Origin of the sequence: Streptomyces sp. NPDC092370 (assembly GCF_044755265.1) — a bacterium.
GTDB lineage: Bacteria > Actinomycetota > Actinomycetes > Streptomycetales > Streptomycetaceae > Streptomyces.
Map to the genome: position 1 here is coordinate 314,730 of NZ_JBIVQO010000009.1, position 22,272 is coordinate 337,001.

17 protein-coding genes are annotated in these 22,272 nt (G+C 71.5%); 9 read left to right on the forward strand and 8 right to left on the reverse strand.

Translation table 11 applies throughout. The features are described from left to right. Nucleotides 1-63 precede the first annotated feature (63 nt). On the reverse strand, nucleotides 64-627 hold the full coding sequence (locus tag ACIQHQ_RS26710) for a hypothetical protein (protein WP_402616066.1): 564 nt from the start codon (nucleotides 625-627) through the stop codon (nucleotides 64-66). 419 nt (nucleotides 628-1,046) lie between these two features. On the opposite strand from ACIQHQ_RS26710, the gene ACIQHQ_RS26715 reads away from it, so the two are divergent. Genes ACIQHQ_RS26715 through ACIQHQ_RS26735 form a run of 5 tightly spaced genes read left to right on the forward strand, consistent with a single transcriptional unit; the run spans nucleotide 1,047 to nucleotide 6,000 of the window. Beyond that, the gene (locus tag ACIQHQ_RS26715; protein WP_402615999.1) at nucleotides 1,047-4,088 is read left to right on the forward strand and encodes a nitrate- and nitrite sensing domain-containing protein; all 3,042 of its coding nucleotides are present in this window, start codon (nucleotides 1,047-1,049) and stop codon (nucleotides 4,086-4,088) included. Further along, nucleotides 4,085-4,516, forward strand: a complete 432-nt coding sequence (locus ACIQHQ_RS26720; RefSeq protein ID WP_175431362.1) for a roadblock/LC7 domain-containing protein — start codon at nucleotides 4,085-4,087, stop codon at nucleotides 4,514-4,516. The genes ACIQHQ_RS26715 and ACIQHQ_RS26720 overlap by 4 nt, the downstream gene beginning before the upstream one ends. Before the next feature lie 9 nt (nucleotides 4,517-4,525). Next, nucleotides 4,526-4,921, forward strand: a complete 396-nt coding sequence (locus tag ACIQHQ_RS26725; RefSeq protein ID WP_283972491.1) for a DUF742 domain-containing protein — start codon at nucleotides 4,526-4,528, stop codon at nucleotides 4,919-4,921. Nucleotides 4,922-4,945: 24 nt separating this feature from the next. Beyond that, nucleotides 4,946-5,398: a hypothetical protein gene (locus ACIQHQ_RS26730; protein ID WP_402616003.1), complete on the forward strand. Its 453-nt coding sequence runs from the start codon at nucleotides 4,946-4,948 to the stop codon at nucleotides 5,396-5,398. After that, complete coding sequence (locus ACIQHQ_RS26735; protein WP_402616006.1) at nucleotides 5,395-6,000, forward strand: GTP-binding protein; 606 nt, start codon at nucleotides 5,395-5,397, stop codon at nucleotides 5,998-6,000. The genes ACIQHQ_RS26730 and ACIQHQ_RS26735 overlap by 4 nt, the downstream gene beginning before the upstream one ends. An 87-nt stretch (nucleotides 6,001-6,087) precedes the next feature. Here ACIQHQ_RS26735 and glpK read toward each other — a convergent pair whose 3' ends face one another. The 4 genes from glpK to ACIQHQ_RS26755 form a co-directional block, all read right to left on the reverse strand. After that, on the reverse strand, nucleotides 6,088-7,605 hold the full coding sequence (gene glpK, locus ACIQHQ_RS26740) for a glycerol kinase GlpK (protein ID WP_402616009.1): 1,518 nt from the start codon (nucleotides 7,603-7,605) through the stop codon (nucleotides 6,088-6,090). A 19-nt stretch (nucleotides 7,606-7,624) separates the two neighbouring features. Continuing rightward, the gene (locus ACIQHQ_RS26745) at nucleotides 7,625-8,419 is read right to left on the reverse strand and encodes an MIP/aquaporin family protein (protein WP_402616012.1); all 795 of its coding nucleotides are present in this window, start codon (nucleotides 8,417-8,419) and stop codon (nucleotides 7,625-7,627) included. Between the two features lie 2,346 nt (nucleotides 8,420-10,765). After that, the gene (locus ACIQHQ_RS26750) at nucleotides 10,766-11,956 is read right to left on the reverse strand and encodes a lipid-transfer protein (protein ID WP_402616068.1); all 1,191 of its coding nucleotides are present in this window, start codon (nucleotides 11,954-11,956) and stop codon (nucleotides 10,766-10,768) included. Next, entirely contained in the window at nucleotides 11,953-12,378 is a 426-nt protein-coding gene (locus tag ACIQHQ_RS26755) for a Zn-ribbon domain-containing OB-fold protein (RefSeq protein ID WP_402616071.1), read from the reverse strand. The genes ACIQHQ_RS26750 and ACIQHQ_RS26755 overlap by 4 nt, the downstream gene beginning before the upstream one ends. A 172-nt stretch (nucleotides 12,379-12,550) precedes the next feature. On the opposite strand from ACIQHQ_RS26755, the gene ACIQHQ_RS26760 reads away from it, so the two are divergent. Continuing rightward, nucleotides 12,551-13,360 carry a M15 family metallopeptidase gene (locus tag ACIQHQ_RS26760; protein ID WP_402616014.1) on the forward strand — a complete coding sequence of 270 codons (810 nt, stop codon included), beginning with the start codon at nucleotides 12,551-12,553 and terminating at the stop codon, nucleotides 13,358-13,360. Nucleotides 13,361-13,407: 47 nt separating this feature from the next. After that, the gene (locus ACIQHQ_RS26765; RefSeq protein ID WP_402616017.1) at nucleotides 13,408-13,944 is read left to right on the forward strand and encodes an NUDIX domain-containing protein; all 537 of its coding nucleotides are present in this window, start codon (nucleotides 13,408-13,410) and stop codon (nucleotides 13,942-13,944) included. Between the two features lie 18 nt (nucleotides 13,945-13,962). On the opposite strand, the gene ACIQHQ_RS26770 is transcribed toward ACIQHQ_RS26765, so the two are convergent. Further along, nucleotides 13,963-16,329, reverse strand: a complete 2,367-nt coding sequence (locus ACIQHQ_RS26770) for a glycoside hydrolase family 31 protein (RefSeq protein WP_402616020.1) — start codon at nucleotides 16,327-16,329, stop codon at nucleotides 13,963-13,965. A 211-nt stretch (nucleotides 16,330-16,540) separates the two neighbouring features. Between ACIQHQ_RS26770 and ACIQHQ_RS26775 the strand changes: the two genes are divergently transcribed. Both ACIQHQ_RS26775 and ACIQHQ_RS26780 read left to right on the forward strand, forming a co-directional pair. Next, a complete protein-coding gene (locus ACIQHQ_RS26775) occupies nucleotides 16,541-18,508 on the forward strand; it encodes an acetoacetate--CoA ligase (RefSeq protein ID WP_402616023.1) in 1,968 nt (655 codons plus the stop codon). A 195-nt stretch (nucleotides 18,509-18,703) separates the two neighbouring features. Then, entirely contained in the window at nucleotides 18,704-19,594 is an 891-nt protein-coding gene (locus ACIQHQ_RS26780) for a hypothetical protein (RefSeq protein WP_402616026.1), read from the forward strand. A gap of 69 nt (nucleotides 19,595-19,663) precedes the next feature. Here the strand turns inward: ACIQHQ_RS26780 and ptsP are convergent, their stop codons facing one another. Next, entirely contained in the window at nucleotides 19,664-21,334 is a 1,671-nt protein-coding gene (gene ptsP / locus ACIQHQ_RS26785) for a phosphoenolpyruvate--protein phosphotransferase (RefSeq protein ID WP_402616029.1), read from the reverse strand. Nucleotides 21,335-21,413: 79 nt separating this feature from the next. Continuing rightward, the gene (locus ACIQHQ_RS26790; RefSeq protein WP_402616032.1) at nucleotides 21,414-21,863 is read right to left on the reverse strand and encodes a PTS glucose transporter subunit IIA; all 450 of its coding nucleotides are present in this window, start codon (nucleotides 21,861-21,863) and stop codon (nucleotides 21,414-21,416) included. Between the last annotated feature and the right edge of the window lie 409 nt (nucleotides 21,864-22,272).

The window sequence follows — 22,272 nt, forward strand, 5'->3', positions numbered from 1 at the left end:
GTGCCTCGGCCGAGCGACCTCGCTCGCATGCGGTCGCCCCACCGAGGCCCCTCGCGCCATGCCTCACGAGTGGGACAACTGCCCGGCTCCACGCCGTCGGCCTATCCGGCCCTGTGCCCGCACGGCAGCCCGCTCCTGCCGCCGGGTTCGACGCCGCTCGCGCCGCAGGGCCCGGGCCGTGCTGCTCGGCACGGACACCACTCCGTTGCGCTGGTTCCAGACCTGGCGGGTCACCCACACGTCGAGCGCCCCCCAGGTGGCCGCGATCGTGCTGACCACACTGCTGATCACCATCGGGAACGCCAGCCAGGACCCGGCCATCGTGCACAGGAACGCCACCATCGCCTGCATCAGCGTCACGGCTATGAGGAGGACCGCCCGCACGGCAGCCGTCCGCACGGGGTCCGGCAAGCGGCGCCGCCGCGCGGGCTCCTCGACCCACAGCGGCCGGTAGTACTGCTGGTCCCGGGCGCCGCGGCCCACCTCGCGAGCCGGAACCTCCGTCGCCCGCTCCGAAGGCTTCGCCGGACTCCCGGGACTGTCGCGATCGGCCGCCTCCGTCTTTTGAGGCCCCGTCAGCCGCGCCCCGCCCGCCTTCGGCGCACCGCGCCACTCCGCCGTGCCCATCACCGTGTCACTCCCCACCGCCAGCAGACCGCTCGCTCGCATCCGAAGACCCGTGCTCCCCAGCAGCTGCCCGGCTTGCGCTGTTTTACGCCGCCCAGATGCGGGACGCGGCTCCTGTAGCCGATTCCGCCCCCGTTACCCATGGAGAAAGACGAACAACTCCTCACGAAGATTCCCGAAAAACGAAACATCTCAGCCAACCGCCCTGGCTGAAGACGGGGATTGACCCACACCGCCACCACCGGTTTCGGGGAGACAACTCCCACAATGCCCGGACAACTCCCGACGCCGCGCGGCTGGCGCGGAAGTTCAGACTCCGGGCCGGTCTTCGAGTTCCCTGCGGGTCGGTAGTAGGCTCGCGCCGTTTGTTGACGCACATGTGTACCCCGGGTAGCCCGGGGCCCGAGCTGGGGGAGGCCATGCGCTTTCGCGGGAAGTCCATCCGCCGGAAGATCGTGGCGCTGCTTCTCGTGCCGCTGGTGTCCCTGACCGCGATCTGGGCCTTCGCCACGGTCCTCACGGGACGTGAGGCGGGCGATCTGTTCAACGTGTCGTCCGTGGTGGAGAAGATCGGCTACCCCATCGAGGACACCGTGCGCGTCCTCCAGGAGGAACGCCGCCAGACCCTCGTCCACCTCGCCGACCCCCGTGCCTCCGACGGACTCGCCGCACTCCGCCGCAGCCGGGCCGCCACCGACGAAGCCGTCGGCAGCATCCGCGAGAACGCCCGGCACCCCGACGTGCGCGACGCGATGGGCGCGGACACCGACGAGCGGCTGACCGCGGTCCTGGACGCCTTCGACGGCATCGAGTCGCTGCGCCGCAGTGTCGAGGACGGCACCGTCAACCGCGCCCAGGCCCTCGACCTCTACAACCGGCTCGTCGACCCCTGCTACGTCCTCCTCGCCAACCTCCACGTGGTCGACAACGTCGAACTGGACAAGCAGTACCGCGCGCTGGTCAACCTCGCCCGCGCCCGTGAACTGCTCTCCCGCGAGGACGCCCTCCTCGGCTCCGCCCTGATTGTCGGCAGGATCTCCCGCTCCGAAGAGCGCGACATCTCCGACCTCGTGGCCCAGCGCACGCTGATGTACGACGTCAACCTGCCGCTGCTGCCCGCGGCGGAGCGCGACCGCTACCAGAGCTTCTGGAAGAACGCCTCCTCCGCACCCTTGCGCGTGGCCGAGGAAGCCGCCGTCTCCTCCGGCGCAGGGACGCCCCGCGGCGTCTCCGCCAAGAGCTGGGACAGCGCCGCCGGCGACGTGCTCGACGAACTCGGCACCCTCAACGACCAGGCCAACGACCGCTACCAGGACCGCGTCCACCCCGTGGCCGTCGGCGTCATCGCCAAGGCGGTCGTCGCCGGCGCCCTCGGCCTGATCGCGCTCCTGCTCTCCCTGTTCCTGTCCGTACGCGTCGGCCGCACCCTCATCCGCGATCTGAGGCAACTGCGTCTGGAGGCCCACGAGGCGTCCGGAGTGCGGCTGCCCAGCGTGATGCGCCGGCTCTCGGCGGGCGAGCAGGTCGACGTCGAGACCGAGGTCCCGCGCCTCGAATACGACAAGAACGAGATGGGCGAGGTCGGCCAGGCCCTCAACACCCTGCAACGCGCCGCCGTGGAGGCCGCCGTCAAGCAGGCCGAGTTGCGCGCCGGCGTCTCCGAGGTCTTCGTCAACCTCGCGCGCCGCAGCCAGGTCCTGCTCCACAAGCAGCTGACCCTGCTCGACGCCATGGAACGCCGGACCGAGGACACCGAGGAGCTCGCCGACCTTTTCCGCCTCGACCACCTGACCACCCGCATGCGCCGGCACGCCGAGGGCCTCGTGATCCTCTCCGGCGCCGCGCCCTCCCGTCAGTGGCGCAAACCCGTCCAGCTCATGGACGTCGTGCGCGCCGCCGTCGCCGAGGTCGAGGACTACGAACGCATCGAGGTCCGCCGCCTGCCGAGGATCGCCATCAGCGGCCCGGCCGTCGCCGACCTCACGCACCTGGTGGCCGAACTCCTCGAGAACGCCACGGTCTTCTCCCCGCCGCACACCGCCGTCCAGGTCCTGGGCGAGCGCGTCGCCAACGGCTTCACCCTGGAGATCCACGACCGGGGCCTCGGCATGGCCGCCGAAGCGCTCCTGGACGCCAACCTCCGGCTCGCCGAGACACCGGAGTTCGAGCTCTCCGACACCGACCGCCTCGGCCTGTTCGTGGTCAGCCGACTCGCCCAGCGCCAGAACGTCCGGGTCTCCCTGCAGCCCTCGCCGTACGGCGGCACGACCGCCGTGGTCTTCATCCCCGACGCGCTCCTGACGGACGACGTCCCCGACACCAACGGCATCGGGTTCCGGCTCGACCGCCCCCAGCTCGCGCCCGGGAGCGGGCCACAGGACGACCGCCGCGCCGCGCCGTCCCAGGCGTCCGCCCAGCGTCCCGGCCTGCCCGCCTCCCTGCTGGACGGCCCGGTCGAGCTGGAGGCGCCCGTCGGCCTGGGCACCGTCGGCGACTTCCCCGGCGCCATCGAGGACGACGACAGCGAACACGGCGGCCTCTTCCGCCCCCGTCACTCGCTCACCCGCGCCCCGGACGAGACGGCGGGACGTCGCGATGCGCGCCGTCAGGGCGCCGACGCCCGCAGCGCCGGGGACCGGACCGACGGCGAGGAGGAGCTGAGCGTTCCGGTCCCGTTGTCCCGCCGCCACACCCCCAAGCTGGTCAGTTCGCACGGACGGCCGGTCACCGACCAGCGCCCCCGGCGGGGGAAGGCGGACGAGGAGACCACCCTGGCCACCGGACGGACGGAGCCGGGCCCCACCTCCGCGCTTCCGCAACGCCGCCGTGGCGAAGGGCCCACGCCCGGCCGCTCCGGCGCCGAGCCCGCTACCGCCCCTCCTGCCCGCGGTCGCACCGGGAGCTCCTCGACCGGCAGTCGGCGGGACGAGGCCCGGCCGGACGCCCCGCCCCCGCTGCCGGCCCGTCGTCGAGGGACGGACTCCTCCCGCCGCGGCATCGGCACCGCCGGCCGCGACGAGGACCGTACCGATTCGCCGGCCTCGCCCGGCAGCGCCCCCGGCGACCTGCCGGAGCCGTCCGGTCTGCCCAGGCGCACCCGCCGCGCGGAGATCGCGTCGAGCGGCCCGGACGCAACCGATCGCTCCTTTGGCTCCACGCCGGAGACCACCGGCGGCCCCGCGCACCCGGGAGGCGGCGCCGCACCCCGGGGGACCGGCTCCGGCACCGCGCCACTGCCCCGGCGCGTCCGGCAGGCCAACCTGGCCCCGCAGCTGAAGCGGACCTCGGAGCCACGCGCCGAGGACAGGGCCGAGCCCGTCGAACGCGACGCCGATGAAGTACGAAGCCGCATGGCCTCGCTCCAGCGCGGCTGGCAGCGAGGCCGTGAGGAGAACGCCGCGGGCGATGGCGCCCACAGCGGCACAGCACCACAAGGAACGACAGAGGGGGACGGTCGATGACCGCACCGAAGGCGACCGGCCACACCACCAACACGGGCGAGCTGAACTGGCTCCTCGACGACCTGGTGGACCGCGTCGCGAGCATTCGCAAGGCCCTCGTGCTTTCCGGCGACGGATTGCCGACGGGCGTCTCCAAGGACCTGACCAGGGAGGACAGTGAGCACCTCGCCGCTGTCGCCTCCGGGTTCCACAGCCTCGCCAAGGGAGTGGGACGCCACTTCGAGGCCGGCAACGTCCGCCAGACGGTCGTCGAACTCGACGACGCCTTCCTGTTCGTCACGGCCGCCGGCGACGGCAGCTGCCTCGCCGTCCTCTCGGACGCCGACTCGGACGTCGGCCAGGTCGCCTACGAGATGACGCTCCTCGTGAAGCGGGTGGGCGTGCATCTGGCCGCCGCTCCGCGCACCGATCTGCCCGCGGGCGGGTAGTGGGATGACATGAGCGCTGACGGTCAGGGAAGAAGCCACTGGTTCGACGACGAGGCCGGACCGGTCGTCCGTCCGTACGCCATGACCCGTGGCCGCACCAGCAGCCAGGGCCAGCACCGCCTGGACCTGATCGCGGTCGTGGTCGCGGAACCGCAGGCGGACGACCCGGAAGCGGACCACATGCTCTCCCCGGAGCACGTGGACATCGTCGAACTGTGCCGCGACGACCCGCAGTCGGTCGCCGAACTCGCAGCGGAACTCGACCTGCCGATCGGGGTGGTGCGGGTCCTCGTCGGAGATCTCGTGGACGCGGAGTTCGTCCATGTGAACCGGCCCGTGCCCCCTGCCGAGCTGCCGGACGAGAGTATTCTGCGCGACGTGATCAACGGGCTCCGGGCGCTGTGAGCAGCGTGGAAGCAGGGCACTGACGTGACGGGCCGGCAGATCGGGGCGGACCGGGGCGGCACCGTCACGGACGTCGTCGCCCGGCGCCCGGACGGCCGGTTCCTCGTGCACGAGCCACTCTCCGACAGCTCCGCACGCGGCTTCGACGCCCCGCGCGTCGCCCACCGGAACCGCTCGGGCGCCTGCGCCCGCCGCACCGGCCTGCCCGAGCTGCCGCACGAACGGGTCGTCGGGCTCCACGAGCGCGCCGCCGCCGACGGCACCGTCCTGCACGCCCCGGACCTGGACGGCCTCGCCGGACTCCACTGCGCGCACCGCCACCTCCACCCGGTCCGACGGCCCGAACTCCGGGCGGCGAGGGTGGAGGCGACTGTGCGGACGTCGTCACCGGCGGCGTACCAGTCATCGAAACCCCGGGCGCCGGAGGCTGCGGCCCGCCGTCGCCCGACCCCATCAAGCAGGAGAAGAGATCGATGATCTTCGGGCGTTCTGAGCGCGGCAAGCCTCCGGTCGAGCCCGTCACGCTCAAGATCCTGGTGGCCGGCGGCTTCGGCGTGGGCAAGACCACGCTCGTCGGCGCGGTCAGCGAGATCAGACCGCTGCGTACCGAGGAACTGCTCACCGAGGCCGGGCGTCCGGTCGACGACACCAGTGGCGTGGAGGGCAAGCACACCACGACCGTGGCCATGGACTTCGGCCGCATCACCCTCCGCGAGGACCTCGTGCTGTACCTCTTCGGCACGCCGGGCCAGGAGCGGTTCTGGTTCATGTGGGACGAGCTCTCCGAGGGCGCGCTCGGTGCCGTCGTGCTCGCCGACACCCGCCGCCTGGAGGACTGCTTCGCCGCCGTCGACTACTTCGAACGGCGCTCCATACCGTTCCTCGTCGGCGTGAACTGCTTCGAGGGCGCTCCCCGCTACCCGATCGAGGACGTCCGCCAAGCCCTCGACCTCGACGAGGGTGTGCCGCTCCTGATGTGCGACGCCCGCGACCGCGAGTCCGTCAAGGACGCGCTCATCGGCGTCGTCCAGCACGCCATGGCGTATGCGGCCGACCGCCGGGAGGCCGTGACCGGCTGACACCGCCCAGCCCGAACGGGCACGGCCCGTGCCCCCGCCGACCGGGGTACGGGCCGCCGTCGCAAACGACGCTCCACGCGCGCGTGGTCAGCTGTCGCCCTCCTCCCAGCCGAAGCTCTTCTCCACGGCCTTGCGCCAGTTGTGGTACTCGCGGTCCCGCACCGGCGCCTCCATGTTGGGCGTCCACTCGACGTCCTTCTGCCAGTGCGCCTTGAGCTCGTCCAGGCCGTTCCACACACCGGTGGCCAGACCGGCCGCGTAGGCGGCGCCCAGGCAGGTGGTCTCGGAGACCTTCGGCCGCACCACCGGCACATCCAGGACATCCGCCTGGTGCTGCATGAGCAGGTTGTTCTTGGTCATGCCGCCGTCGACCTTCAGCGTGGTGATGTGCACCCCGGAGTCCTGGTACATGGCGTCCACGACCTCGCGGGTCTGCCAGCTCGTCGCCTCCAGCACCGCGCGCGCGAGGTGCGCCTTCGTGACATACCGGGTCAGGCCGGTGACCACGCCCCGCGCGTCGGAGCGCCAGTACGGCGCGAACAGGCCCGAGAACGCCGGCACGATGTACGCGCCGCCGTTGTCCTCCACGCTGGCGGCCAGGGGCTCGATCTCGTCGGCGGTACGGATGATGCCGAGCTGGTCGCGGAACCACTGGACCAGCGCACCCGTGATGGCGATCGACCCCTCCAGGCAGTAGACCGGCGCCTCCTCGCCGATCTTGTACCCCATCGTCGTCAGCAGGCCGCTCTTCGACGGCACCGGCCGGTTGCCCGTGTTCAGCAGCAGGAAGCTTCCCGTGCCGTACGTGTTCTTCGCCGTGCCCACGTCGTAGCAGGCCTGCCCGAACACGGCGGCCTGCTGGTCGCCCAGTGCGGAGGCCACGGGGACACCGGCGAGCTGTCCGACGGCGGTGCCGTACACCTCGGCCGAGGAGCGGATCTCGGGCAGCATGGCCTCGGGGATGTTCATCGCCGAGAGGATCGAGGAGTCCCACTGGAGGGTCTCCAGGTTCATCAGCATGGTGCGTCCGGCGTTCGTCACGTCGGTGACGTGCTGCCCGCCGTCCGTGCCGCCGGTGAGGTTCCAGATCAGCCAGGAGTCCATCGTGCCGAAGGCGATCTCGCCGCGTTCGGCACGTGCCCGCAGGTCGGGCACGTTGTCGAGCAGCCAGGCCGCCTTGGGCCCGGAGAAGTAGGTGGCCAGCGGCAGCCCCGTCTGCTCGCGGAAACGGTCCTGCCCGTCCGAGCCGCCCAGCTGGTTGCACAGCGCGGCCGTCCGCGTGTCCTGCCAGACGACGGCGTTGTGCACCGGCTTGCCCGTGGAGCGGTCCCACAGCAGCGTCGTCTCGCGCTGATTGGTGATCCCCATCGCGCTCAGCTGGTCGGCGCGCAGACCGGCCTTGGCGATCGCTCCCGCCACCACCGCCTGCACCTTGGACCAGATCTCGGTGGCGTCGTGCTCCACCCAGCCGGGTTTCGGGAAGATCTGGCGGTGCTCGCGCTGGTCGACGGCGACGATGGCGCCGTCCTGGTCGAAGACGATGCAGCGGCTCGACGTGGTGCCCTGGTCGATCGCTGCGACGTACTTCGCGGAGTTGTCCGTCATGGCTACCCCTTCGGCTGGTTCAGAAGGCTGCGTTGTAGATGACGCCACCCAGCAGACCGCCGATCAGCGGGCCGACGACGGGGATCCACGAGTAGCCCCAGTCGGACGTGCCCTTGTTCTGGATCGGCAGGACGGAGTGGATGATGCGCGGGCCGAGGTCACGCGCCGGGTTGATGGCATAGCCGGTGGGGCCACCCAGGGACAGACCGATGCCGACCACCAGGAGGGCGACGAGAAGGATCGCTATACCGGACCCGTAGATGCCCTCCTGGCCGGGGATCAGTCCGATGCCGATGCCCTCGACGTGCCTGTTGCTGCCCACCAGGGCGAGGAGGGGCAGCACCAGGGCGATGGTCGCGAGGATCTCGGTGATCAGGTTGGCCACCGGGTTCCGGATCTCGGGGATCGTGGAGAAGATGCCCAGCGTCGGAACGGGCTCGTCCACGGTGCCCTCCGTGGTGCCCGTCTGCCGCACATTGGCGCGGAACTGAGCGAAGTACACGAGGTAGCACAGGACGGCCCCGATCATGGCGCCGGTGATCTGCCCCAGCAGATAGATCCAGACCTTGTCCCACACGCCGGTGTCGACGGCGAGGCCGAGGGTGACGGCCGGGTTGAGGTGCCCTCCGGACAGCGGAGCCGCGGTGTACGCGCCTGCCAGCACGCCGAAGCCCCAGCCGAATGCGATCACCACCCACCCCGCGGCTCGCGCCTTCGAGAACCTGAGGGTGACGGCGGCACACACTCCGGCACCGAAAAGGATCAGAATCGCGGTGCCGATCATCTCGCCGACGAAAATGTCTCCGTTGCTCATGGCGGCTCCTCAGCCCTGGCCCGGGACGATTCGCCCCGGTCCTCACCTGCAGGGTGCGTTTCCCGTGGCTACTTCAGCCGAAGGCAGGGAGTTCCCGAGCCCTGCCCGGCTTGCGTGACGAGCGTGCCGTCGCAGCCGAATCGCCTATGGAGGCTGGGCCTTGGCGTCGGCGCATCCATGCGCCGCAGTGCCGGAAAACGCCGAGTATGTACGGCGATGCCGACTGACACCGGAAGTGTTCACCGGCACCCAGAGGGCGTCAAGGTCGCCGACCGCAACGGTTGACGGCCATCCGACGGCCGCCGGGCTCCTATCGGGCCGGTGGGCCGGTTGCCCGGCCACGAGTGGCGCCCGGTCACGTCGTTGTTCAGATCTGATCCGGGCTCGCGCGGCCCGGGTGAGAGCCACGCGAGGCTTGGCTGATGGTGTCCGGCCTCCGCCGGGCTCCGCCTGGGCGGCGCAATCCCGGCCCGCACCTGACTCCTCGCTTGCTAGTGTCCAGGATCCACCTGACCTGGCCGTTTCTCAACCGCAGGAGTTTCGCGGCGCCATGGCCGCCCCGCGGGCCCGACGGACCGGCCACCGTCCCCCCTCGACGGCGCCCCCGAAGCGCCGCCGGCCTCGTGCCAGCCTTCAGCCCCACCGCTCCAGTGCCGCAAGCCTCGTGCCCCGGCCTCCCGGCCCCCGGCCTTCCGACTTCCGGCCTTCCGACTTCCGGCCTCTCGGCCTCTCGGCCCCCGGCTCCCGACTTCCGGCCTCTCGGCCTTCCGGCCTCTCGGCCTCTCGGCCTCTCGGCCTCCCGACCCCCGGCCCCTGGCCTTCCGGCCTTCCGACTTCCGGCCTCTCGGCCTCTCGGCCTCCCGACCCCCGGCCCCTGGCCTCCCGGCCCCCGGCTCCCGACTTCCGGCCTCTCGGCCTCTCGGCCTTCCGACTTCCGGCCTCTCGGCCTCCCGACTTCCGGCCTCCCGGCCCCCGGCCGCCGGACCCCGGGCCCCGGCCCCCCGGCCCTCGGCCCTCGGACCCCGGACCCCGGCCCCCGCCCCTCAGCCCTCCAGCCGCCGCGGCGCCGCCAGCCTCGTGCCCGGCCCCGGCCCCGCCCCGGCCCTGGCCCCGGACCCCGGCCCCCGGCCCCCGGACCTCGGCCTCCCGCCCCCTCGGCTCGCCTGCGGAACGAGGCGCGCGCCACCGCCCCGCAACCGTCGAGCACGAACGACGCCAGGTCCGTCGGCGCGGCGCGGTGCGGCGCGGCCCCGCGCCTCGGACGCCCTGTCCGTCCGGCTCGATTCCCCGCTCGCACCCCGTCGGTGCCGACGCCGCCGTCGGCACCGACGGGGTGCGAGCCCCGGCGGGTCTCATGTCCCGGGACGCCCGCCCGAACCAGCACCCAACTCGCCCCGTCCAGCGCCTTCGTGTCCTTCTGCAACGGCGCCAGTCAGGCGGCGGCCTGTCGGCGATCGGTCACATTGCCCGGCGGGCACAGCACCGTGGCGAGCGACAGCGTGACCGGTCGGCCACCCGCCGACCTGGGAACGTCCAGACCGGGGCTGCCAGCGGATCGAGGCCTTCCGAATCGGCATCCCGGCGGTGTCCATGAGCAGCACGCCGGACACGTCCGGCGATCGGCGTCAGCAGGGCTCGCACCCGCCCGGTGGACGCCGTGGCGGGAAGCAGCGCGGCGGGCCGGACGAACCCCCGCACCGAGGGTCCGGAACCGGCGCCGCCACGTCGCCGGGGGGCCCGGGCGCAACATAGACGCCCGCGGCAGGCAGTCGCGCCGGCGGCGAGAACAGCTCGCCCTGCCCCGGTTGCGCCCCGTCCGCCGGCGCCGCCGCGCGCTGCTCTTCGATCTCCACGAGCCGCGCGGCCGGGAGCGCCCCCGACTCGTCGCACAGCGTCGGCATCGACGGCACCACCGCCGGTGCGCCAGCAGTGACGCTTCAAGGTCCACCGGGCCGGGCGCCAGGTCCGAGGGCAGCCGCAAGGGCACGTTCCCGTCCCCGACACCGTCCGCGCTGATCCGGAAGCCCTGCTCGCGCAATGTCGATCGGCACCTCCCACGGCAGTCGCTCCGCCTCGCGCACGGCGTCGTGCAGTGAGGGCAGCCCGCCGAGGTCCGCGAGGGTTCCGGCGAACACGTTGCGAACAACCGCAGGGTCTCCTTGCGGACCGTCAGATCGACCACCGGCTGGAAGGCGAAGCGCAGACAGGAGTGCACGGCAACATGATCGGCGTCACCGGCGCACGCCCGAGTGCAGTTCGGGAGGCGCTCACGCAGGCGTCAGCCGGAGGACGCGTGCGACGGTACGACCAGCATCCAAAGCGGCGCCGGCCCGGCAACCTTGTGCCTCACCGCACCGCGATCACCGCCGACCCGTGTCCGAACAGCCCCTGGTTCGCTGTGACGCCCACGCGCGCCCCGACGATCTGCCGGTCACCCGCCTCGCCCCTCAACTGCCGTGTCAGTTCGCAGACCTGAGCTATCGCCTGGGCCGGAACGGCCTCGCCGAAGGAGGCCAGTCCACCGCTGACGTTCACCGGTATCCGACCGCCCAGGGCTGTTGCCCCGTCCCGCAGCAGCTTCACACCCTCGCCCTCACCGCACAGCCCCAGGTCTTCGTACCACTGCAACTCCAGCGCGGTGGACAGGTCGTAGACCTCGGCCAGCGACAGGTCCTCCGGCCCGATCCCCGCCTCCTCGTAGGCGGCGCGGGCGATCCGGCTCCGGAACGGCGTGCCGGGGGGACCCACCGCTGCCGTGGAGTCCGTGGCGATGTCCGGCAGGTCCAGCAGAGTGTTCGGGTAATGCGGCGTCACCGTGGAGACGGCCCGGATGCGCACCGGCCGCGCATGCCCGTGCCGGCGCGCGAATTCCATGCTCGAGAGGACCACCGCCGCGCCGCCGTCGGAGGTCGCGCAGATGTCGAGCAGACGCAGCGGGTCGGCTACGACGGCGGAGGCGGCGACCTCTTGGGCGGTGACACGGCTGCGGTAGCGGGCGTGGGGGTTCAGCGCTCCCATCGCCGAGTTCTTCACCTTCACCTGCGCGAAGTCGTCCGGTGTATCGCCGTGCACGGCCATGCGTCTGCGGGCGTACAGCCCGAAGTACACGGGGTTGGTCGCCCCGAGGATCCGAAACCGCAGCCAGTCGGGGTCGTCGGGCCGGTCCCCGCCCGCGGGACGGAAGAATCCCTTGGGAGCCGCGTCGGCCCCCACGACGAGCACGACCTCGGCCAGTCCGGCGAGAATCTGTGCCCGCGCGGCGTCGACGGCCTGGGCCCCCGACGCGCAGGCCGCGTACACGCTGGTGACCCGCGCACCCTGCCAGCCCAGTGCTTTCGCGAACGTCGCCCCCGCGACATACCCGGGATAGCCGCCACGCACCGTGTCCGCGCCGATGATCGCGCCGATGTCCCGCCACTCCAGCCCGGCATCGGTGAGCGCCGCGCGGGCCGCCGCGACGCCGTACTCCACGAAGGTGCGCCCCCACTTGCCCCACGGGTGCATGCCCGCGCCGAGCACCGCCACCTCTTCCGTCATGCCGTCGCCCCCGTCGGCCGCCAGTGCCACGTCGTCCAGGTCGTCTCCGCGTCCTCATGGAGCACGCCGGGCACGACCTCCACCTCCATGCCCACCGCCAGATCGTCGACGGTGGTCCCGGGAACCGCCTGTCCCAGCACCACCATCCCTTCGGCCTCCAGCTCCACAGCGATCAACGCGCACGGCTCCCACGGAAGTTCCGCATCGGTCACGTAGGGTGACGGCGGCCGGTACCGGCTGTCCGTGTACGACCAGATGCGCCCATGGCGCGACAGCGGAACCTGCCGCAGCTCACCGCCCACGCAGGCGGGGTTGCGGCAGTGGTGGTCCTCCCGGGGGAAGAAGACGGTGGCACACGCCGAGCAACGCGTGCCCAGCAGCCGGAAACCGTCCCCTTCGCCGGCGAACCACCCCGTCGCCACAGGTGTTCGTACCCGCGTCACAGCGCCTCCCCGCAGACCGGATCTGACGGAACGTCAGAAGTCTGCCACGGCCGGTCGCAGAACGGCAGGCCACGAGCCCGGCGCCGACGGGCCGCCGCCACTCCCCGGGCTCCCTTTCCCCGGCGCCCTCATTCCTGATAGACGCAGGTGCATGACCCGACTCACCACCGTGGCACGTGCCCTGCTCGCCGCGTTCACGGTCACGCTGACAGCGATCACTCCCACGGCAACCGCCCGGGCCACCACCGATCCCACGGCGCCAAAGGACTTCGTGGCGCTCCGAAGCGTGGACGCGACGATCATTCAGGAGATGCGTTACGCCACCCCGCACAACTTCGTGGGTGAGCGCATCGAGGGTTACCGGCAGCCCCTCTGCATCCTCACCCGTCCCGCTGCCGAAGCCCTCCACAGGGCCCAGAGCGCGCTCCTGCGCCAGGGCTACTCGCTCAAGGTGTACGACTGCTACCGACCGCAGCGCGCGGTGAACCACTTCGTCCGCTGGGCCGAGGACCTCGACGACGAGGCGATGAAGGGCGAGTTCTACCCGAACGTCGACAAGACCCGGCTCTTCGCCGACGGGTACATCGCGGCGAAATCCGGCCACAGCCGTGGTTCGACCCTGGACGTCACCCTCGTCAGGGTCCCGGCGAAGCCGACCCGGCCCTACCGCCCGGGGGAGCCCCTGGTGCCGTGCTTCGCGCCCCGGAGCGAGCGGTTCCCCGACAACTCCATCGACATGGGAACCGGCTTCGACTGCTTCGACACCCTTTCGCACACCCTCGACCCGCGCATCCAAGGCCGGCAGCGCGCCAACCGGCTGCTGCTCAAGAACACCCTGGCAGGCGTCGGCTTCGTGAACCTGGCAGAGGAGTGGTGGCACTACACCTTCGAACCCGAGGCGTATCCCGACACGTACTTCGACTTCCCTGTGTCCAGGAAGTCGCTCGCAGGCGCCCACTGAGCCGGCTGCCCGAGGTGCCCTCTCTCTGATCGGCTACAGTCCGCCGCGTGTCCGAAACTCAGCACTCCGCTTCCAACTCCGCGCCGAACTCACACTGTTCGAGCTGCGGCGCGCCCTACGGAGAGGGCGTCACCGGCTGGCCGCGCACCTGTCCGGTGTGCGGCGCCGTGGTCTACCGCAATCCACTCCCGGTCGCGGTGGCCCTTCAGCCCGTGTACGACACCAAGGGCACCGCCCTGGTCGTCATCACCCGAACCATCGCTCCCGCGCGCGGGGGCATCGCCCTGCCCGGCGGCTACATCGACGACCGGGAGGACTGGAGACAGGCCGTCATACGCGAACTCAGGGAGGAAACGGGCATCGACGCGGCCGGCCGTGACGTACGGCTCGTCGACGCCATGAGCTCGCCCGACGGGCACCTGCTGCTGTTCGGCCTCCTCCCGGAACGCCCGGCCGAGGGTCTGCCGTCCTCCACCACCACGGACGAGACGGAGGGCTGGCACCTCCTGCGCAGGCCCGAGGAACTCGCCTTCCCCCTGCACACCCTGGCCGTACGGGCCTGGTTCGAGGGCCGGTACATCTGAGCTCAACCCGCTTGGAGCTCAGTACTCCCCGACCCCGCGGACGCGCACGGGGTGGGGCGGCGCACTCCCGTCGTCCCCACCCTCCCGTTCGACGACCACCCGTGACCCCGTCCAGCGAGCGGTGTAGCGCTCGATGTCCGGCTCGTCCCACCCGTCGCCCCCGTCCGGCACGACCAGACCGCCTCCGGTCCGTCCCCGGGCGGGCGCCCACACCTCCAGCTCCAGACCACCGTCCTCCCCACGGACCGGAATCACGGCCCCCGCGCGCGCGAACACCGGGATCCGCGACAGCGGTGCGTCGACGAGCACCTGCCCCGGCCCCTCGTACGCCTGCCCTGTCGCGGTGTCGTACCAGCGCCCCCGCGGCAGACGCACGGCACGCCGCTCGACGCCCGGGTCCAGCACCGGCGCCACCAGCAGGCCGTCACCCAGCAGAAAGGCGTCTCCGCAGTCACGCAGCGCCCGCTCCTCCGGCGCCCCCCACCACAGGGGCCGCACATAGGGCGCTCCGGTGCGCCGCGCCAGATGCGCCAGCGTCATGAAGTACGGCAGCAGCCGCCGGCGTTCCACGAGCGCCACGCGCGTGTGCTCCAGCACCTCGCCGCCGAACTCCCACGGCTCCCCGCGGCCCGCCCGCGGACCCGCGTGCGTACGGAACAGCGGCAGATACGCGCCCAGCTGGAACCACCGCAGATACAGCTCGGGGGACGGATCCCCGTCGAAGCCCCCGATGTCCGGCCCTGAGTAGGGGACGCCGCACAGGCCGAGGCCCATCACCAGCGACAACGACGCCCGCAGCCCCGGCCAGCCGGCGGCCAGGCCCCCCGACCAGGTGCCTCCGTAGCGCTGCATGCCGGCCCACCCGGAGCGGGAGAACAGGAACGGCCGCTCCTGGGGCGCGAGTCTCCGCAGGCCTTCGAAGCCCGCCCTGGCCATGCACAGGGCGTACACGTTGTGTGCCTCACGATGGTCACCGCCGCGCCCCTCCATGAAGTGGCGGGCCGAACGCGGCAGCGTCGACTCCCCGAAGGCGGTGAACGACGTGGGTTCGTTCAGGTCGTGCCAGAACCCCGAGAAGCCCTGGGCGAGCCGCTCCGCGTAGAGGCCGCCCCACCACGCACGCACGCTCGCGTGCGTGAAATCGGGGAAGACCACCTCCCCGGACCGCGCGACACCCTCCACGACCTCACCCGAAGCGTCCCGCACGAAGGCTCCCGCCGCCACACCGCCGTCGTACACCGCGTTGCCGGGAAGGGCCTTCACCGCCGGGTCCACGACCGACACCATCCGGATGCCGTCCCGCCGGAGCTCCTCGGCCAGCACGGGCAGTTTCGGGAAACGGTCCTGGTCGACGGTGAACGCCTGATGTGCGTCGAGGTGGTCGATGTCCAGGTGCACGGCGTCGAGCGGCAGGCCGTGCTCCATATAGCCCGCGACGATCCGCCGCACCTCCTGCTCGCCGCCCAACCCCCACCGCGCGTGATGGTGCCCGAGCGCCCACGCGGGCGGCAGGGCGGGCGCCCCGGTGAGCGACGCCCAGGCGAGCAGCACACGAGCGGGGGTGCCCGCCATCACCCAGCAGCGCAGCGGACCGCCGTCCATCCGCAGCTCGCTCGTCCCCGCACGGTCGTGCCCGGAACCCGCGCCCTCCTCGCCCGCCCGCAGCGTCACAGTGCCGTCCCACGAGTTGTCGTGGAAGGCCAGGTGGGTGCCGCCGTCGGACACCACCACCTGCACGGGCATCGTCAGGTACAGCGGATCGTCGCCCGGCGCGACGGGGCGGCCGGGATCGGTGTTCCACAGCCGGTACGTCCCGTCCGGCAGCCCAGGCCCCGCGGTCCGTGCCCCGAGACCGAAGAACCGCGCGTCGGCGCCCACCTCCGACCGCTGCATCCACCGTCCCGGGCCCCCGCCGACCGGCTCCCACCACCGCGGCGGCAGATCACGCCGCAGAGTCACACCACCCGGAGTGAGCACCTCCACCGCCCCGTGCCGCGAGACCACGACCGTGACCCGCTCGGCGACCACCCGCCAGCCGCCGTCCTTGTCCGGCTCCAGGACCGCCCGCGGATCCGGCTCCGGACACCCACCGGCCAGCGCGTACGACGGCTCGGGATCCGCCCCGTCCCAGCCCCAGAACACGGCCCCGTTCGCAGCGACCAGAACACGCAGCTCCGACCGGCTGAAGCGGACGACACCGCCCCCCGGCCCCGGCTCCACGTCCGCCACGGGCCCGGGCACCCGCGCACGCTCCGCCCCACGCCCCGGCAGCCCGGTGGCGTCGGCCCGGCGCCTGCGCCACGCTGCTCGTACGGTACGCACACCCTGCGCCGCCCCCACCGAAGCCACCGCTTTCACCGAACGCACCAGGTCACGACCGTTCATGCTGCTCACCCTGCCACTGACCGCCCCGCGCACGGGTGTCGTTCAACTGCCGTTCACCCGTGCCAAGACCACATCTTCACGACACGGACTATGTGGGGCGCACCCTGGTGCCGAAGTCGATCACATGGCATTGTCCGTGCCAGCCGCTCACGCGCACACCCCAGCCCGTGCGCGGAGGACGCACACGACGCGCACAGTCCGGGAGCCGACCATGTCGACCGAGAGTCCCCAGCCGCTCTGGCAGCCAGACACCGAGCGCATCGCCCGGGCACGGATCACCAGGTTCCAGGCCTGGGCCGCCGAACGCCACGGCGCCCCCGTCGAGGGCGGCTACGCGGCCCTGCACCGCTGGTCCGTCGACGACCTCGACACCTTCTGGAAAGCCGTCACGGAGTGGTTCGACGTCCGCTTCTCGACCCCCTACGCGGGCGTGCTCGGCGACCGCTCGATGCCGGGCGCCCAGTGGTTCCCCGAAGCGACCCTCAACTACGCCGAACACGCCCTGCGAGCGGCCGCCACCCGCGCGGACGAACCGGCCCTCCTGTACGTCGACGAGACGCACGAACCGCGCCCCGTCACCTGGGCCGAGCTGCGCCGCCAGGTCGGCTCCCTGGCCGCCGAACTGCGCGCGCTCGGCGTACGCCCCGGCGACCGCGTCAGCGGCTACCTCCCGAACGTCCCGCAGGCCGTGGTCGCCCTCCTCGCCACAGCCGCCGTCGGCGGCGTCTGGACCTCCTGCGCGCCCGACTTCGGAGCCCGCAGCGTCCTGGACCGCTTCCAGCAGGTCGAACCCGTCGTCCTCTTCACGATCGACGGCTACCGCTACGGCGGCAAGGAACACGACCGACGCGAGGTCGTCGCCGAGTTGCGCCGCGAACTGCCCACCCTGCGCGCCGTGATCCACATCCCGCTCCTCGGCACCGACGCACCCGAGGGCGCCCTGCACTGGTCCGCCCTCACTTCGGCCGACACGGACCCCGTCTTCGAGCAGGTGCCCTTCGACCACCCCCTGTGGGTGCTCTACTCCTCCGGCACGACCGGCCTGCCCAAGGCCATCGTCCAGTCCCAGGGCGGCATCCTGGTCGAGCACCTCAAGCAACTCGGCCTGCACTGCGACCTCGGCCCGGAAGACCGCTTCTTCTGGTACACCTCGACCGGCTGGATGATGTGGAACTTCCTCGTCTCCGGCCTGCTCACCGGCACCACGATCGTCCTCTACGACGGCAGCCCGGGCTACCCCGACACCGGCGCCCAGTGGCGGATCGCCGAACGCACGAAAGCCACCCTCTACGGCACCTCGGCCGCTTACGTCATGGCCTGCCGGAAGGCGGGTGTGCACCCCTCGCGCGACTTCGACCTCTCCTCCGTCCAGTGCGTCGCCACCACCGGCTCGCCCCTGCCGCCGGACGGCTTCCGCTGGCTCCACGACGAGGTCCGCGACGACCTGTGGATCGCCTCGGTCAGCGGCGGCACCGACGTGTGCTCCTGCTTCGCCGGTGCCGTACCGACCCTCCCGGTCCACGTCGGCGAACTCCAGGCACCGTGTCTCGGCACCGACCTGCAGTCCTGGGACCCGAGCGGCAGCCCCCTCGTCGACGAGGTCGGGGAACTTGTCGTCACCAACCCCATGCCGTCGATGCCCATCCACTTCTGGAACGACCCCGACGGCAGCCGCTACCACGACAGCTACTTCGACACCTACCCCGGCGTATGGCGGCACGGCGACTGGATCACCGTCACCTCCCGTGGATCCGTCGTCATCCACGGCCGCTCCGACTCCACGCTCAACCGCCAGGGCGTCCGCATGGGCTCCGCCGACATCTACGAAGCCGTGGAACGTCTCCCCGAGATCAAGGAGTCCCTGGTCATCGGCATCGAGCAGCCCGACGGCGGCTACTGGATGCCCCTCTTCGTCCACCTGGCCCCCGGGGCCGTCCTCGACGAGACCCTGCTGAACCGCATCAAGCAGACGATCCGCGAGCAACTGTCACCGCGCCACGTACCCGACGAGATCATCGAAGTGCCCGGAGTCCCGCACACCCTCACCGGCAAGCGCATCGAGGTCCCCGTCAAGCGCCTCCTCCAGGGCACCCCGCTGGAAAAGGCGGTCAACCCGGGGTCCATCGACAACCTCGACCTGCTGAACTTCTACGAGGACCTGGCTCGCAAACGCGCCTGACCCCCACCACAACGCGACGTCGCCACGGCGCAGGCCGCAACGCACACCGGCCCGCACCGGCACACACCGCTGTGACCTGCGCCTTTCGTCGCCCTTGTGCTGTCGATCGAGTGCCTGCCCATGGCGCCCCCGCTCACTGTCAGTGCCGTCGGTTACTGTGAGTGAGCATTGATCGACCGTGCACAGGGGGAAACAATGGCGCACACAGACAACCGGACCCTGCGACGCGTACTGCGCCGCGAAATCGCCGGCACCATCGGCCTGCTGACCGACGAACACGACTTCCGGGCCATGCGGCGCTACCGCAGCTTCGTCTTCGACGACCACGCCACCTACCTGAAACAGGTGGAGGGTCTCCTCAGGACCCGAGCCCTGCAGGGCAGCCACACCACGGTGGCACTCTTCGACCCCGAGGAGTACGCCGACTTCTGCACCCAGAAGGGCCTCGACCCCGACAGCCCGTCGAGCCGCACTCGCTTCACCGCACAGATGGCCCTCACCGGCCCGACCCTTCCCTACGACGGCCGGCCACTGGCCGACCTGCTCCCGGACCTCGTGGACGAGGCCGTGCGGCAAGCCACCTGGGAGTACGCGACCACTCTCCTCGCCCGCCTGGGTGCCTGCACCGCCTGTGGCGAGGACATCGGACGTGCGGCCTTCACCCGGGCCTCCGACCTGCTCGGCCGCATCCTCGACACGGCCCCACCCGGCCAACGCCACCTCGTCTGCAGCGTCACCGGACCTCCCGAAACCCTCATCGCCGCCCTCCACATCACCGACCACGGGGCCGACCTGAAACCGGACGAGACCGAAGCCCTGGAATTCATCACGGTCCTCGCCCTCGGCCTGGCCACCAACAGCCCCGGCGGACTCGTCATCCGCACCAGCGCCCCCGGCGCACCCGACCGCGTCTACGGCTGGCGCATGCGCGGATACGGACTCGAACCCCTCACGGCGGGAGAGGTCTTCGACGCCTACTGCACCGACGTCGAATCCGGAGACCTGATCTCCCCCGAATCCAACGTCGACTACTGCACGCCGCCCGACCTCGGAGAGGAGAAACCCGCCCAGGGGCATCAACACTGAACGCGGGAGGGGCGCCCCACCTCGGTGGAGCGCCCCTCGCCGGACAGCCGCCGGCCGGCCGTGCCGGACCTACTCGCCCGACAGCACCGCCTGCGCCGCACTGCGCGCGTCCTCGGCACTGTCCGTCGCCCGCGCCGCCGCGGCAGCCCGCTCGCACTGCGCCAGCGTGTACTTCGCCAGCGTCGCCCGGACATAGGGAATCGACGCCGCACCCATCGAGAGAGAGGTGACACCCAGACCGGTCAGCACACACGCGAGCAACGGGTCGGACGCGGCCTCACCACAGACACCACAGCTCTTGCCCTCGGCCTTCGCCGCCTCGGCGGACAACTCCACCAGGTCGAGCAGGGCGGGCTGCCACGGATCCTGCAGCCGGGACACCGCACCCACCTGACGGTCGGCGGCGAAGGTGTACTGGGCGAGGTCGTTGGTCCCCAGCGACAGGAACTCGACCTCCTGCAGGATCGAGCGAGCCCGCAGCGCCGCCGACGGGATCTCGACCATCGCGCCGAACTTCGCCCGCAGCCCGGCCTCACGGCAGGCGTCCGCGAAGGCCCGGGCATCCGTACGGTCCGCCACCATCGGGGCCATGACCTCCAGGTAGACCGGCAGCCCCTCCGCGGCCTTCGCGAGCGCGGTCAGCTGGGTGCGCAGAACATCCGGGTGGTCGAGCAGAGTCCGCAGGCCCCGCACACCGAGTGCCGGGTTCGGCTCGTCGGCCGGCGTGAGGAAGTCGAGCGGCTTGTCCGCGCCCGCGTCCAGCACCCGGACCACGACACGCCCCTCGGGGAACGCCTCGAGCACCTGACGGTAGGCGGCGATCTGCTTCTCCTCGGACGGCGCCTGCTTGCTGTCGTCCAGGAAGAGGAACTCCGTACGGAAGAGACCGACACCCTCGGCACCGGCCTCGACAGCGGCCGCCACATCGGCGGGGCCGCCGATGTTCGCGAGCAGCGGCACCTTGTGACCGTCCGCCGTGGCACCGGGCCCCGTCGAGGCCGCCAGCGCCGCCTTCCGCTCGGCGGCCGCGGCCTCGAGCTGCGCCTTCTTCTCGTCGCTCGGATCCACGAAGATCTCTCCCGTGCTGCCGTCGACGGCGATCATCGTGCCCTCGGCGATCTCACCGGCACCCGGCAGCGCCACCACGGCCGGCACTCCGAGCGCACGCGCCAGAATCGCACTGTGGCTGGTAGGCCCGCCCTCCTCGGTGACGAAGCCGAGCACCAGCGTCGGGTCCAGCAGCGCGGTGTCGGCCGGAGCGAGGTCACGGGCGACCAGGACGTAGGGCTCGTCGCTGTCGGGGACGCCCGGCATCGGCACCCCCAGCAGACGGGCGACGATGCGGTTCCGCACGTCGTCGAGGTCCGCCACGCGACCGGCGAGATATTCACCGGCACCCGCCAGCAGCTCGCGGTAGGAGGCGAACGCGTCGTACACCCCCCGCTCCGCCGTACTGCCCACGGCGATCCGCCGCTCCACGTCGGCCATCAGCTCGGGGTCCTGGGCCATCATGGCCTGCGCCTCGAGCACCGCCTGGGCCTCGCCCCCGGCCAGATTGCCACGCGCTATCAGGTCGGCGGCCACAGCCTCCACGGCCTTGCGGGCGCGCCCCTGTTCACGCTCCGCCTCCTCGGCCGGGATCTGCTTGGCGGGCGGCTCGAGCACCGCCGTTCCCATGTGCCGAACCTCGCCGATCGCCACACCGTGGCTCACACCGACGCCTCGCAGGGTTGTCTCCATCTCACCCGTCTCCGATAGAGCGGCGGGCCCCGCCGCCGCGTTGGTTGTGGTACTCGCCGTCATCACGACGGCACTGACGTCACTTCCAGAGGAAGAGACTGTCGCCGGCCTTCACTTCGCCGTCGATACGAAGATCGGAGAGAGCTTCGGCCGTGGCCTCCAGCGCTGCGACCGGGCAGACCGCGGACTTGCCGGCGGCCTCGACGGCGGCCGGGTTCCAGCGCACGACGCCCTGACCGCGCCTGACGGTGTCGCCCTTGTTCACGAGCAGCTCGAAACCCTCGCCGTTGAGCTGCACGGTGTCGATGCCGAGATGGGTGAGCACACCGTGCCCGTTCTCGTCGACGACTACGAACGCGTGCGGGTGGAGGGAGACGATGACGCCGTCCACGGGCGAGACGGCCTCGGAAGGCTCCCGTACGGGGTCGATCGCTGTGCCCGGGCCGACCATGGCCCCGGAGAAGACGGGATCCGGCACGGCTGCCAGTCCGATGGCGCGTCCTGCGAGCGGGGACGTCACGGTGGTCATGGGAAACCTCCCAGGGGTGGAGATCGATATGGCCGTCCCTGTAGGTACCGGACGGCACACTGTTCAGCAGCGTATGTCACCTGAAGTGCCGGTTCCGCGTGAGCACTCCGAAGTGGTCTAGACCATACCTCAAAGCGATTTGCACCCGCTCCACGGCCGCGTGTACAGTCGTACTCCTGCTTGGGGCTGAACGGCGCAACCTCGCGTCCTGGCCGAGCAGCAACCAACTTGTCAGATCCTATCTCTGGATCGCCTTCTGCATGCCTGCAGGACGGTGGTCAGGGGGCCGGAAAAACACTGATAGAGTTTGGAACACCGAAGGGAAGCCCGGAGGAAAGCCCGAGAGGGTGAGTACAAAGGAAGCGACCGTTCCTTGAGAACTCAACAGCGTGCCAAAAGTCAACGCCAG